The sequence below is a fragment of the Aedoeadaptatus nemausensis genome (assembly GCF_903819165.1).
Classification (GTDB): domain Bacteria; phylum Bacillota; class Clostridia; order Tissierellales; family Peptoniphilaceae; genus Aedoeadaptatus; species Aedoeadaptatus nemausensis.
The window spans coordinates 317,883-331,154 of sequence record NZ_CAIJCS010000014.1 but is presented as its reverse complement, the minus strand read 5'-3'; the positions used below and the strand labels follow the sequence as shown (position 1 = coordinate 331,154).

Below are 13,272 nucleotides of genomic sequence, written 5' to 3'. Positions count from 1 at the left end.
ATGGGTTTAGGAAAAGTTTTTTCAGACAGTATTTTTAAAAACAATCCGATTTTAGTGCAAATGATCGGCTTGTGTTCCGTTCTTGCAGTTAGTACATCGGTTACATCGGCTATCGCCATGGGTGTCGCCGTTACCTTCGTATTGATCGGCTCCAACGCAGTCGTCAGTTTATTAAGAAACGTTATTCCGAACAATGTTCGTATTCCGGCGTTTATCGTCGTTATCGCAACATTCGTTACATTAGTGCAAATGGTATTACACGCCTATAATCCCGCAATCTACAATGCCTTAGGCATCTTTCTTCCTTTGATTGTAGTTAACTGCGCCATCTTAGGGGAAGCGGAAGGTTTCGCTTATCAAAATAAGCTGATCCCGTCTATTGTCGACGGTCTCGGCACCGGTATCGGTTATACTCTCGCCTTGTTGGCCATGGCCGTTATCAGAGAATTATTCGGTCACGGCACTTTGCTCGACAAGCAAATCTTCCCCGAAGCCTATCCCGGTATCGGCATCTTAACATCGCCCGCCGGTGCGTTCATCCTTTTAGGCTTATTGATTGCAGCTTATCGTGCGATTATGGCTAAAAGAGCGTAGGGGGTAGAGCATGTCAACGATTATTACAATTCTTTTATCGACAATATTAGTTAACAACTACATCTTCGCGAAGTTCTTAGGGATCTGCCCCTTTTTAGGTGTTTCCTCTAAAACTGAAACTGCTACTGGCATGGGCGTCGCCGTTACGTTCGTCGTCGTCATCGCTTCGGCCGTTACCTGGTTACTTCAACGCTTCGTATTAGATGTTTTCGGACTTGGTTACTTACAAACGATCGTGTTTATTTTGGTTATCGCATCCCTCGTTCAGTTTGTAGAGATGTTTATTAAAAAATCATCTCCTTCCCTCTATTCCGCAATGGGCGTTTTCTTGCCTTTGATTACGACAAACTGTATGGTACTCGGTGTTACCGTTTTAAACATTCAAAGTGAATTCAACCTCTTTGAAACGATTATCAGCGGTTTAGGTGCTTCCATCGGTTTTACTTTAGCGCTGCTATTACTCAGTGCCTTACGTGAACGTATGGAAATTATGCCCATTCCGAAGCCGCTACAAGGTGTTCCCATCGCGCTCATCAGTGCCGGATTAATGGCCATTGCGTTTATGGGATTCCAAGGATTAGTTTAGGAGGCGTTTGTCGTGGATGTACAAAACGTAATGTATGCTGTTATTATCCTCGGAGTCATGGGTTTGCTGCTCGGTACTCTTTTGGCCTTTGCCAGTAAAGTCTTCCATGTTGAAATGGATCCGAGAGTTGTTCAAGTACTCGATGCCCTTCCCGGCGCCAACTGCGGTGCCTGCGGTTTTCCGGGTTGTGAAGGGATGGCCAATGCCATCGTCGCAGGAGACGCTCCGGTAAACGGATGTGCCATCGGAGGTCAAGAAACGGCCGAAGCAGTAGGCGAAATCATGGGCCAATCGGCTGAGGGTATGGAAAAAGAAGTGGCCGTGGTTCGTTGCCAAGGTGACTGCGATCATTCGAAAGACAAATACGAATACAATGGTCTCGTAGACTGTCGCTTAATCGGCGATTACGCTCACGGTTCCAAAGGTTGCTCCTCCGGTTGTCTCGGCGGCGGAACCTGTGTCAGCGTCTGTGAATTCGACGCGATCCACGTTCGCAACGGTATCGCCTTTGTGGACAAGGAAAAATGCGTGGCTTGTAAGAAATGTATCGAAATCTGTCCGAAACATATTATCGGCTTAATGCCCTACAAGCAAAAGACGGAAGTTAAGTGCTCTACACACGATGCGGGTAAAGTTGTTCGTACCAACTGCAGCATCGGTTGTATCGCCTGCGGTCTCTGTGAACGCAACTGCCCGAAAGATGCAATTCATGTAAACGACAATCTTGCAAAGATCGATTACGAAAAATGCATCAACTGCGGTATCTGTGCTTCCAAGTGCCCCACCGGAGCAATTTACACGGAATATCCGGAGCGCGTTGAAAAAATGAAAGAAAAAGATCGCCAAAAGAAAGCGGAAGCGGCTCAAGCTAAAAAGGCCGAAGCAGCTGAAGCCAAAGGCGAAAAAGAAAAGATCGTCGCTGCCGATAGTGATGAATTGAAATAGTATTTTAAATAAAAAGGAACGGTGTTTGACACCGTTCCTTTTTCATGGGATCAATTTATCTATGATATAATATATGGTTGAAAAAGGGGGAGCTATGAATCGTACAGATGTGTTGATCGGCCTTATCGTCGTCCTTGTGGCGGTGGGTTTGGCCGCGGGACAGTTGATTCCGAAAAAAGAATCGAATAATACCTACATCAGTGTGCAAATCGACGGAAAAGAGACGCAACGGATCCCCATGACGCCTGAAAATTATGGGAAAGATTTCGTTTTTCATGCCCATGGAGGGACTAATGTATTGCGATTGAGTGAAGAAGGCGGCACTATGACGGAGTCCGATTGTCCGGACGGTATATGTTTGCGCATGGCGCCTATAAAGACGCCTGGAGAAATGATCGTATGCCTTCCGCACCGCATTATTGCCGAGGTAAAGAGCGACGACACGCCGAAGATGGATGTATTGTTAAAGTAAGAGGTTATTATGTCGATTAAAAAACAAATTTTTTTAGGGCTGCTCTTGGCTATTGCCGTGGCGGTCGGTTATCTGGAGACCATGATACCACTGCCTGTGGCTATGCCCGGAGCGCGGCTCGGGCTGTCAAATACAATTATTTTAACTACTATCGTCGTATTCGGTCCGAAGGAAGGCTTTACAGTCGCTCTATTAAAAAGCTTTATGCTGCTCTTGGTGACGGGAGCCGTAACAGGATTTTTCTACAGTTTCACCGGATCCTTGCTTTCCTGCGTGGCCATGATCTTGGCCTATCGCTATATTAAATCGGCGACACTCATCGGCGTAAGCTTTATCGGTTCATTTTTCCACAATGTGGGACAGGTAGCGACGGCCATCGTTATGGTAAATAATATGGGACTATTGGCCTATTTACCTTTGCTTCTTTTACTCGGTCTCTTTACGGGATATTTTGTCGGACTCACAGCTATTATGGTGAGTCGACACTTAATTCAAATGGGGGTTACATCGTGAAATTAATATTGGCATCTACCTCGCCTCGAAGAAAAGCATTGCTCGAAGATGCGGGAATTGATTTTGAAACGGCTTCACCGACTTTTGATGAATCGACACTTCGCCTGTCTTCTCCCGAAATCTACGTCATGCAACTGAGTTATCAAAAAGCAATGAGCGTTCAGCGCGGGGAAGAGGACGTTATTTTGGCCAGCGACACTGTCGTCGTCCTCGGGGATAAAATATTAGGTAAGCCCGAGAATCGACAAGATGCGGAGCGGATGCTCATCAGCCTGAAGGGAAAAGAGCATCATGTATTGACGGGCTATGCCATTCTCGGCAAGGAGAAGTATGTGGACTACGATGTGGCCACCGTAAGTTTTGAAGATTTCACCGAGGAGCAGTTAAAGACTTATCTCGACAAGAATACTTTCGGAGACAAAGCGGGAGCCTACGGTTTTCAAGAGGTAGATTCCTTCAAGATTACCATCGACGGCGATCCGAATACGGTTATCGGCCTGCCCGTAACGAAGGTTATCGAACATTTAAAGGGGGAGAGCATTGGTAAATGAACAAAAAACACGCAAACCCCTGAAAGCCTGCGATACGTCCATGCTTCCTGAAGAAAAGCTTATGACCTACGGTCCGGAGAAGCTCAGCGACAGCGAACTTCTTGCTCTTTTTTTAAGAACGGGCACCTATGGCGTTACGGCTATCGAGGTGGCGCAAAATATTATCGATACTTTAAGCGACCAAAATCCCGGTCGTAGCGGACTGTCTTCTTTACTTTCCGGAACTTATGAAGACTTTTTGTCCATTAAGGGCATCGGCAAAAGTAAGGCCGCCCGCCTAGTAGGTATGGTAGAACTTGCCAGGCGTATGCGCTTAAAATCATCGGAGAGCGATATGTTCACTTCGCCGAGAGCGGTATATGATTTTATGGCGCCGCAATTTGTCGGCCTTCAACACGAAGAATTTCACGTAATCGGGCTAAATGTAAAAAAACAGCTCCATTATGTAGAGCGCATCTCTAAGGGCACCCTCGATTACACGGTGGTCCATCCCAGAGATGTTTTTCAAGGGGCCATCGCAAAGAAATGCCATTCTATTATTCTCGTACATAATCATCCGGCGGGTAACCCCTCCCCATCTCACGAGGACATTCGTCTAACGAAGCGACTTACTCAGGCGGGAGATATTTTAGGGGTGAAGATCAATGATCATATTATCGTCGGAGACGGCAGTTTTTATAGTTTTTTAGAGAGTGGAGCGTTGTAGGGAATGAACCCATTAAAGACCATACGAAAACAATGGATATATAGAGGTGCGGCGGTTATCGTCCTATTTTTCCTGGGCTTTACCACGCCCGGGCACGACCTTTTAAGAGGCATGGAAACGGGAGTCTTAACGGCGATCAGCCCCATAAGCAATACGGTAAGTGTTGCTTTCGGCCACGTGGCGGAGGGTGCCGACAGCCTCGTTCACGTTACCTCTTTGCGCCGTGAAAATAAAAAAATGGAGAAAGAACTGGCTGCACTAAAAGAAGAGAATAAAAATCTTCAGGATATCGTCAATCGCTCTACATTTCTCTCCAATGCCCAAGCCATACGCAACAATCGGAAGGACAAGCCGGTGGAGGCGCGTATTACGGCGAAATCCTCAGGCATGTATTTCTCACGGTTCAGTATCAACAAAGGTTCTCGTGACGGCGTAAAGGTCGGTGACACGGTAGTATCGGCTATGGGTAAGGGGAACGATGCTTCCATTGAGGGGATTGTAGGCTATGTTACGGAAGTGAGTCCCTTCCAATCGAAGGTTCGAAGCATTATCGATGAAGATTGCGCCATCAGTTTCAGAAGTATTCGCACAGGCGACGGCGGCGTCTTAAAAGGGCAAAAGAAATCTCTTAACGGATACGCTTTTGATCTTTATGCGGATCTCGTGGTCGGCGACACTCTTTTTACAACAGGCATAGGCGATCACTTTGCTCCGGATCTTTACATTGGATCTGTGACGGAGGTCAGTACGGACGACGACAAAATGGTAAAAAATGTAAAGGTGAAAAGTGGAATAAACTTCCATAAACTCTATAATGTATTCGTTTTAACAGGTGCGCGATGAAGATAGCATATTATGTCGTTGCGATTTTATCCCCTGTTCTGTATGTATCTCCATGGTTTCAAAATCTTCCTCTTTGTTTCAGAGCTTACTTGCCGGCAGTCGTCATGCTTTTATTGTATCGGAAGGGTCATCGGCTGTTACCGGTGTATGCTCTATATTCCGCTGTTTTAATGGACAGCTTAGTATCGCCTGCCATTGGAGCGTTTGTTATCTTAAACGGATTTATTTTACTTCTCCTCCATTATTCAGATCGTTTGCTTCCGAAGCCCTCACCTTTTACCTTAGGCTTAATGGCTATGATCTTAGGTTACGGACTGGAGCTTGTTATCCTTATAGCCTACATCACCTTAGGTTGGGGGGTGCATCCTATGGAGAGGAATCTGTTTTTAGCTATTCCTTTTGCGACAGCGCTCTTTACCTGGATTATAGGCCATTTCGCCTTAGACTTAGAAGACGACTACAGTGTGATTAGAAGGGATGACCATGCGTAATTTTTGGGAACGAGCTAAATTATGGGATCGCTATAAAATATTTACGGCGATCATCGCCTTTCTTCTATTGGCGCTGCTTCTGCAACTTTTCCGAATTACAATCTTCGAGGGTCGCGAATATAGAAAATTAGCTGATGAGCGAAGGGTTAAAGATATCCCGGTAACGGCTCAGCGCGGCAAGATTCGAGACCGAAACGGGGTAGTGCTTGCCGGGAATCGACCGGTTTTTGCGGTCCAGATTCGAAAAGATGAAGTGGATCAATTTGATAATGAAAAGCGCAACCGGTCCTATCTTCTCTTAAGTCGCTTTTTGGAAGAGGACGGCGCCGACTACATGAAGACAAACCCCATCGTCCTGAACGGCTTTGTTTTTAAAGACATGAACGATTACAAGGGAGGAGATTCCCCGAAGGCCCGGGTCATCGACGCCCTTTTGAAAGAAGAAAATCTCTCCAAGTTTTTACACGCCAAATGGCAAAAACCCTATAGGAGTCACTACGATTATTCGATTCTGAAGCGTATTGTCAATCGCAAGTTTTTCAAAGACAGTGGCATGGCGTATGTCGGCGGGCGCGTCATCTATGAGGACGAGGAAAAGAGCAGAGTCTTTAAGGAACTGAACTCACTTTCCAAAACGACGACGGCCATGGAGGATTTACAGTCTATCCTTATCGATCAACCCATGTATTTAGATGAAATTTTAAATCATCCCATTGGAAGAAAATTGGCCTATGATGTTGTCGCCGATGAGGTTCCCGAGGTGTCCCTCCGAGCATACGGAAACAGTTATTACGACGGCTATATCGCCGATAAAGCCAAACTTATGGCTATTTCAAGTGATATTACCTGGTCAACCTCCGCCGCAGAAGATTTAGGAAGCGTATTATTAAAGCGAAAGCCCGAGGATTTTCTTCTTAAAGACGAAGACGTTTTAAAAGAAGCAGTTAAATTTGCGAAAAACAAAAAGCTGAATTTGAGAATCGAAGAGATCGACGGAAAATTTGCAGTCGTCGACGAAAAAAACAATCCGGCGATGAAACAACTTATAGACTGTGTTCTTTCCGAAAAGAATAGAGGAGCCTTCTTAAAGGAAGAAGAAGTCGCTCAAAAAGTACAATCTTATTTAATCGAGGAAGGCATCGCCACAGGGATTTCCGTAAGCGGCGAAAAACCAGCCTATACTCAGCTCAACAACGCCATTGACCTGGCCAAGCGGGCGGGCTTAAAGGGAGCATCTTCATCTGAAGAAATCGTGAAGGGTCAAATCGAGCGGCATAAAATCGATCCGAAGCTTAGCCCCTATGAGGTATTCGGTATTGTCAATGTCTATGACTCCATTGCTAGCCAAGGAAGTTATGCTTATATTCCCATTCATTACGCCTACGAAATTCAAGACGATACAGTAGGGAAGATCGAGGAAGTGCTCAGTAATAAGGCGGGGATTCATATTTCCGTAGAGCCTATTCGTTATTATCCCGAGGGGAATTTGGCGAGCCACGTAATGGGATATATAGGGCCCATCGCTCAAGATAAAGAAATAAAGCATTATGTAAAAAAATTAGGTTATGATCGAAACGATCTTATCGGAAAGACGGGGATCGAGCAGGTATACGAGGAACGCTTAAAGGGTAAAGACGGCAGGCGTACGGTTACCGTGGACTCCTCGGGGAATACGACCGATACGGTATCTGAAATCAAGCCGGTGGCCGGGGGCGATGTAAGGCTTTCCATCGATGTTGAACTACAGCGAAAGGCAGAGGAAAGTTTGGCCACTGTACTCAAACAGATTCGCACGGGAGAGCCCTATCAGTCCCCTTGGGGAAATTACAATTATTTAGTGAGCCGCAACAAAGGCACCACCTTTAAAAATGCCCTGAGCGGTGCCGTAGTTGTAACCGACGTCCATACCGGCGAGGTGTTGGCCCTGGCCAATTATCCTTCTTATGACCCGAATATGTTTGCCAAGGGCATAAGCCCCTCTGCTTGGGAAAGTTTAAAGCCGAAGGAAGAGGATAATCAGTTGGCGCCTCGTCCCCTCTATAATATCGCCACTCAATCGGCCATTCAGCCGGGGAGTATTTTTAAAGTGGTAACGGCATCGGCAGCCCTGGAAAAAGGTCTGGACCCGGAGATGGCCATTCAAGACGGAGGTTATGTTGAAGTAGGTAAGCAGATTTTCGGCTGCTGGCTGTGGAATCAAAATAGACAAGTTCACGGGGCTGAAACTTTAGCCTACGCACTCAGAGATTCCTGCAACTATTATTTCTATTCCCTTGGGCTTGGAAAAGATCAGCGCGGAGGGAAAGATATCGGCATTCAACTATCTTCCAAGGATATCGCGCAAATGGCGAAGCGCTTCGGCCTCTCGGAAACGACCGGACTTGAAATTAAAATCCCGAAAGAGACCAAGGGTATCGTACCCGATCCCGAGTCGAAAAATACGACGCTTAAAGCTCTCTTGGCACGCCATTTAAAAGAAAATGAAAAGCTCTATATGCCCACGGTTCATTCTGAAAAGGAACGAAAAGAGATTATCGAAAAGATCGTAGCGACTCTGGATGCTAAAAAACCAATGACGCGGGATGAGGTTTATAACTTCTTAAAAGATCTCAATGTGGAGCCCGATGTTCGCGGAAAAGATCAACGGGTGCCTCTGGCGGATTTATTAAAATACACCTATATCGATCAGGCGAAATGGAGTATGGCCGACACGATGAACATCGTCATCGGACAGGGTTCCAATGCCTATACGCCGGTGGAAGTCTGTCGATACGTTATGGCCCTCGCCAATGGCGGTAAACTTTATCCCTTGACGATTCTCCACGATGAGCCGAAAAAGAATACGAAGGTGGAAGATGTGGGTCTGAAGCCGGAGTATTATAAGGACCTTCGAAAAGGCATGAAACTCGTGGCTCTTTCCGGCGTGAATGAAAGCCTGTTTAAAGATTTTCCCGTGGAAATCGCCATGAAAACAGGTAGTGCCGAGCGCGCCGGAGCCAATCCTTACACGGGGGAAACCTACGATGCCTTTGCGTGGCAAGTAGGCTATGCGCCGGCAGATAATCCGGAAATCGCCGTATCCATCGTCTTGTTCCAAGGGGGCAGCGGGCTGAACTGCGGCCCGATTATGCAACAGATTATGGCCCAGTATTTCGGATACTACAAGGAAGTAAAAGATGAAAGTCTTCCCATGGAAACGGGATTAGATACGGAGTAAGCATGATTGAAACTTTTATGAGCGTCGTCGGAGGCGTCGGCACCAGTACTTTGGCCAGAGGGTTCGCCCGAGAAAAAGGCGGCCTTTTAATCGAGGCCTCTAATCGTATGCGCATGCAGGATTTGCTGCTCGAGGAATCTCCCGACCATATTTACGATTATTGGGATTTCCTAACAGGGGAAGATATTGAAAACGTCCTTATTTCCGGGGAAGCTTACGACTTAATTCAGGGTTCCGTCTTCCACGATCTGGAAGAAGCGGAAGAAGATGCATTAAAAAATGCGCTGGAATCCCTTGACTATGAAAATATCGCCGTGGACCTTTCTCGCTTTCGGGAGGAAGATCTGGTACAGTGGGGAAATTTGAGCGACCACATCTACCTTATAGGCGACGGATCCGCGAGTTCTCTTCGTGCCATGGAAAGGGTGCGGTATGTCTTTCGATTACGAGGACTTCAGCCTGAGATCACCTTTATTTTGAATCGCATAAAAGACGAAAAGATCATCGAGTGGGATGAAGATTTAGGGGAGGCGACCCTTATACGAGAAGGGCAAGATCCCGTACGGACCTTGTTGCAGGGCGACGATAATATGGACGAGAAAAAAAGCTTCTGGTCGTTTTTAAAGCGAAGAGGCTAGAGGATACAGAAAGGAGATCTGATGATTAAAGCGAGTCAACTGGAAAAATGTTTAAAGAAAGTTGAAAAGCCCGCCCGTTACATCGGCGGAGAGTTAAACAGCATTCAAAAAGATGACCCGGCCTTGCGTTTTGCTTTCTGTTTTCCGGATGTTTACGAAGTAGGCATGAGTCACTTGGGGATGCATATCCTTTACTTCGCCATGAACGCTACGGAATACGCCTGTGAGCGTGTCTTTGCGCCGTGGCCCGATATGATGGAAGAAATGAAGAGAGAGGGAATTCCCCTGTACAGTTTGGAGACTAAGACCCCTCTCTCGGAATTCGACATCGTGGGTTTTACTTTGCAGTACGAAATGAGTTACACGAATATTCTGTACATGCTCGATCTCGGCGGCGTCCCCATTCTTTCAAAAGATCGCGATGAGAAAGATCCCATCATCGTAGCGGGAGGGCCCTGCGCTACGACGCCGGAACCCCTAGCCGATTTTATCGACTGCTTTTTAATCGGCGAAGGAGAGGCCCTTAACATAAAAGTGATGGATCTATTAAAGGAAGGGAGAGCAGAGGGACTCACTCGCCGGGAGATCTTGAGAAAGCTCGCCACATTGGAGGGAGTCTATGTGCCCTCTCTTTACGAAGTGGTTTACGATGAGGATGGTCTCATCGCTTCTCATCGTCCCATAGCTGAAGAGGCAAAAGAAATCATTAAGCGAGTGCGCATCCACGATATGGACGATGTGTTTCAGTTGGATCGGCAAATCGTGCCTTTTTTGGAAACCGTACACGACCGGGCGGTGCTCGAATTATTCAGAGGCTGTACTCAAGGTTGTCGCTTCTGCCAGGCGGGGATGATGTACCGGCCCATTCGGGAAAAGAGCGTGGATAATTTACTGGAAAAGGCCTCCGCCATTTTGAAAAATACTGGATACGATGAAATTTCTCTCACGAGCCTTTCTTCCTGTGATTACACTCAGCTTATGCCCCTCGTTGAAAAACTGACGGACCGTTACGAAGAAGAAAATATCGGCATCAGTCTTCCGTCTCTCCGGCTCGACAGCTTTATCGTCGATGTTCTTCGAGAAATTGAGAAGGTTCGAAAGAGCGGGTTGACCTTTGCGCCGGAGGCAGGCAGTCAGCGTATGCGCGATGTGATTAACAAAAATGTAACCGAAGAAGACTTAATGCGCGTGGTTCGATCGGTCTTCGATGAAGGTTGGAGTCGCATTAAGCTTTACTTTATGATCGGCTTGCCGGAGGAAACCATGGAAGATGTCTTAGGCATTGCCGACCTGGCCTATAAAGTAAAGGGTGCATTTTTCAATCGTCCTAAGGAAGACATTAAAGGTAATTTCCGCGTCACCGCATCGGCATCCTGTTTCGTCCCGAAGGCCTTTACGCCCTTTCAATGGGTGGGGCAGGATTCCCTCGACAAATTTTTTGAAAAGATTCGCGGTGTAAAAGAAGTGATACGGGACCCGAAAGTGAAATTTCAATACCACGAACCCTATGTTTCCCGTATGGAGGCGATTCTCGCAAGAGGAGATCGCCGTGTAGGTAAGTTGATCTTAAAGGCCTATGAAAAAGGGCAGATTTTCGACGGATGGAGCGAATTTTTCCACTACGATCGATGGGTCGAGGCCATGGAAGAGGCGGGAATCGACGGCGATTTCTACGCAAACCGCGAAAGAAGCCGCGATGAAGTCCTTCCCTGGGATTTTATCGACATCGGCGTGAAAAAAGAGTATCTATGGGAAGAATTCGAAAAATCAAGAGTGGGCGAAACGACGAAAGATTGCCGCAAGGGATGTAATCGCTGCGGCATAGAAAATTGTGAAATGTGGGGTACCTTTAATGGAACTAAGACTGGCATTTAAAAAAATGGGCATGATCAAGTTCATATCCCATCTGGATACCCTTCGCGTCTTTACGCGCGCCATTCAACGGGCGGAGATTCCCGTCCTGTGGTCCGAGGGCTTTAATCCCCATCAAAAACTTTCGATTGCCCAACCCTTAAGTGTGGGGATGGAAAGTGAATTTGAAGTAATGGATCTCGAGGTGGAAGACGACTATCCCTATGAAGAATTGAAAGAAGCCTTGAATCGCGAACTTCCGAAAGGCATCGAGATTATGGAAGTGACCCCGGACTTCGATAAAAAATCGGTATTTGATCGTATTAGAAAGACGGAATATCGATTGTTTTTCCCGGAGGAATTTTATCCCGACCGGAAAGTTCTGGACGATGTCATCGAAGAAGCTATGATACGGGAAGAAATACTCGTAAAGCGTCGTAAAAAGAAAGGGAGAAAACGCATCGTTGTAGACGAGGATATTAAGCCCGGTATCTACTCATTAAATTGGAAAGATGAAGAGGAAGGCTACGGGCTTTACGCCGTTCTCCGTGCCGGAAGCGAGGGAAATCTTAGACCCGACCGCTTGCTCGCGGGCCTGTTTGAAACATCGGGATTGGATGTGGATTTCGTTCAAATTAGAAGACTGCGCAGCTGGGATGGTGACGATCTTGAAGTACAACTCTAATAAGTATCTCTTTATCGACGGCGAAGCGCCGAGTCTTATCGGCCTTATAGATGGCGAGGAGATCGCTGCGGTCCATTTACTTTCAAAAGATTCCCATGTAGGAAATATTTACAGAGGCTATGTAAAGAATGTATTGCCCGCCATGGATTGCGCCTTCGTTGACTTCGGACATAAAGATACGGGCTACTTGCCCATGAAAAATGTCTATCCTAAGGAGTATCGCGATAAAATCAAAGGCGGCGACACGGTGATCGTCGAAGTTAAGAAAATGCCTCTTCGGGAAAAACGGGCGGTATTGAGCCTGGACTATTCCTTAAGAGGGGAATACTTAGTACTCCTTCCGGAAAGCAAAGGCGTGCGCCTGTCGAAGAAAATCGACGACGAATCCATTCGCGCGTCTCTAAGAGAATGGGCCAAGTCTCTTCCGTGGGATAAGGGGATGATTATCCGAACGGAAGCCGCCACTTGCGACAGAAACCATTTGGATCGGGAATTTTTATATCTTTACGATCTCTACGACTCTATCGAAAAGAGTCGACAGTTTTTGCCGCCTACGAAACTTCTCCGAACTCAAGATAACGGCTTGGATATTCTTTCAAAGCATGGAGATCTTCCGGTAGTGATTAACGATAAGCGATTTAAAGAGCGTATAGGGGAAGAACGAGACATTATCGTAGATCCTTCTTTCAGCATTCGCTCCATGGCCAAATGGCGAAGCAAGTTTAATTCTATTTTTTCGAGAACGGTAGCCTTGCCGAGCGGCGGAAATATTGTATTTAATGTGGCGGAAGCGTGCCAGATCATCGACGTCAACAGCGGATCGGTAAAAAAAGAAGGATCCTTCAGCAGAATGCGTCATCAATTGAATCTGGAAGCGGCGGAAATGCTCGTAAAACATATAAAACTTCGAAACTTAAGCGGCATGATCGTCGTGGACTTCCTACATGGTATGAAGGAGGACGAACGTAAAGAGATTACCTCTCTGATCGAAGACGGATTAAAAGACGATGTGGTCATTACGACGGTATTCGGCTTCACCGCCATGGGTTTATTTGAAATCGCCCGTCAGAGAAGGGATCTAAGTTTTCAAGAGCAATATGAACTTGCCGAACGCCGTCATCAAGAGGCAATAAAGGAAAAAATAAAAAGAGATAATAGTTTGTAATTTTATACGAGCTGT

14 protein-coding genes are annotated in these 13,272 nt (G+C 46.5%); all 14 read left to right on the top strand.

The genetic code is table 11. The annotated features are described in order from the left end of the window. The gene (gene rsxE, locus PEPTYR26121_RS02890) at positions 1-594 is read left to right on the top strand and encodes an electron transport complex subunit RsxE (protein WP_180499027.1); all 594 of its coding nucleotides are present in this window, start codon (positions 1-3) and stop codon (positions 592-594) included. Between the two features lie 10 nt (positions 595-604). Beyond that, on the top strand, positions 605-1,180 hold the full coding sequence (rsxA, locus tag PEPTYR26121_RS02885; RefSeq protein WP_180499025.1) for an electron transport complex subunit RsxA: 576 nt from the start codon (positions 605-607) through the stop codon (positions 1,178-1,180). A gap of 12 nt (positions 1,181-1,192) precedes the next feature. After that, positions 1,193-2,125 carry an RnfABCDGE type electron transport complex subunit B gene (locus tag PEPTYR26121_RS02880; RefSeq protein WP_218956310.1) on the top strand — a complete coding sequence of 311 codons (933 nt, stop codon included), beginning with the start codon at positions 1,193-1,195 and terminating at the stop codon, positions 2,123-2,125. Positions 2,126-2,219: 94 nt separating this feature from the next. Then, positions 2,220-2,597 carry a NusG domain II-containing protein gene (locus PEPTYR26121_RS02875; RefSeq protein ID WP_180499023.1) on the top strand — a complete coding sequence of 126 codons (378 nt, stop codon included), beginning with the start codon at positions 2,220-2,222 and terminating at the stop codon, positions 2,595-2,597. A gap of 9 nt (positions 2,598-2,606) precedes the next feature. Then, positions 2,607-3,110, top strand: coding sequence for a Gx transporter family protein (locus PEPTYR26121_RS02870; RefSeq protein ID WP_180499021.1), 504 nt, complete (start codon positions 2,607-2,609; stop codon positions 3,108-3,110). Continuing rightward, complete coding sequence (locus PEPTYR26121_RS02865) at positions 3,107-3,661, top strand: Maf family protein (RefSeq protein WP_180499019.1); 555 nt, start codon at positions 3,107-3,109, stop codon at positions 3,659-3,661. Before PEPTYR26121_RS02870 ends, PEPTYR26121_RS02865 begins: the two co-directional genes overlap by 4 nt. Beyond that, a complete protein-coding gene (gene radC / locus PEPTYR26121_RS02860; protein ID WP_180499017.1) occupies positions 3,651-4,367 on the top strand; it encodes a RadC family protein in 717 nt (238 codons plus the stop codon). Before PEPTYR26121_RS02865 ends, radC begins: the two co-directional genes overlap by 11 nt. 3 nt (positions 4,368-4,370) lie before the next feature. Continuing rightward, positions 4,371-5,210 carry a rod shape-determining protein MreC gene (mreC, locus tag PEPTYR26121_RS02855; protein ID WP_180499015.1) on the top strand — a complete coding sequence of 280 codons (840 nt, stop codon included), beginning with the start codon at positions 4,371-4,373 and terminating at the stop codon, positions 5,208-5,210. Next, on the top strand, positions 5,207-5,701 hold the full coding sequence (locus PEPTYR26121_RS02850) for a hypothetical protein (RefSeq protein WP_180499013.1): 495 nt from the start codon (positions 5,207-5,209) through the stop codon (positions 5,699-5,701). Before mreC ends, PEPTYR26121_RS02850 begins: the two co-directional genes overlap by 4 nt. After that, positions 5,694-8,918, top strand: a complete 3,225-nt coding sequence (locus tag PEPTYR26121_RS02845; RefSeq protein ID WP_180499011.1) for a penicillin-binding transpeptidase domain-containing protein — start codon at positions 5,694-5,696, stop codon at positions 8,916-8,918. The genes PEPTYR26121_RS02850 and PEPTYR26121_RS02845 overlap by 8 nt, the downstream gene beginning before the upstream one ends. A 2-nt stretch (positions 8,919-8,920) precedes the next feature. After that, positions 8,921-9,556, top strand: coding sequence for a CpaE/TadZ family protein (locus tag PEPTYR26121_RS02840; RefSeq protein ID WP_180499009.1), 636 nt, complete (start codon positions 8,921-8,923; stop codon positions 9,554-9,556). A gap of 21 nt (positions 9,557-9,577) precedes the next feature. Beyond that, positions 9,578-11,431, top strand: coding sequence for a TIGR03960 family B12-binding radical SAM protein (locus PEPTYR26121_RS02835; RefSeq protein ID WP_180499006.1), 1,854 nt, complete (start codon positions 9,578-9,580; stop codon positions 11,429-11,431). Then, positions 11,409-12,092, top strand: coding sequence for a TIGR03936 family radical SAM-associated protein (locus PEPTYR26121_RS02830; protein WP_180499004.1), 684 nt, complete (start codon positions 11,409-11,411; stop codon positions 12,090-12,092). Before PEPTYR26121_RS02835 ends, PEPTYR26121_RS02830 begins: the two co-directional genes overlap by 23 nt. Further along, on the top strand, positions 12,076-13,257 hold the full coding sequence (locus tag PEPTYR26121_RS02825; RefSeq protein ID WP_180499002.1) for a ribonuclease E/G: 1,182 nt from the start codon (positions 12,076-12,078) through the stop codon (positions 13,255-13,257). Before PEPTYR26121_RS02830 ends, PEPTYR26121_RS02825 begins: the two co-directional genes overlap by 17 nt. Positions 13,258-13,272: the final 15 nt, after the last annotated feature.

Bases quoted from the DNA above. Each gene is read 5' to 3' on its own strand.
- rsxE (WP_180499027.1), top strand. From the start codon at position 1: ATGGGTTTAGGAAAAGTTTTTTCAGACAGTATTTTTAAAAACAATCCG.
- rsxA (WP_180499025.1), top strand. From the start codon at position 605: ATGTCAACGATTATTACAATTCTTTTATCGACAATATTAGTTAACAAC.
- PEPTYR26121_RS02875 (WP_180499023.1), top strand. From the start codon at position 2,220: ATGAATCGTACAGATGTGTTGATCGGCCTTATCGTCGTCCTTGTGGCG.
- PEPTYR26121_RS02870 (WP_180499021.1), top strand. From the start codon at position 2,607: ATGTCGATTAAAAAACAAATTTTTTTAGGGCTGCTCTTGGCTATTGCC.
- mreC (WP_180499015.1), top strand. From the start codon at position 4,371: ATGAACCCATTAAAGACCATACGAAAACAATGGATATATAGAGGTGCG.
- PEPTYR26121_RS02850 (WP_180499013.1), top strand. From the start codon at position 5,207: ATGAAGATAGCATATTATGTCGTTGCGATTTTATCCCCTGTTCTGTAT.
- PEPTYR26121_RS02845 (WP_180499011.1), top strand. From the start codon at position 5,694: ATGCGTAATTTTTGGGAACGAGCTAAATTATGGGATCGCTATAAAATA.
- PEPTYR26121_RS02840 (WP_180499009.1), top strand. From the start codon at position 8,921: ATGATTGAAACTTTTATGAGCGTCGTCGGAGGCGTCGGCACCAGTACT.
- PEPTYR26121_RS02835 (WP_180499006.1), top strand. From the start codon at position 9,578: ATGATTAAAGCGAGTCAACTGGAAAAATGTTTAAAGAAAGTTGAAAAG.
- PEPTYR26121_RS02830 (WP_180499004.1), top strand. From the start codon at position 11,409: ATGGAACTAAGACTGGCATTTAAAAAAATGGGCATGATCAAGTTCATA.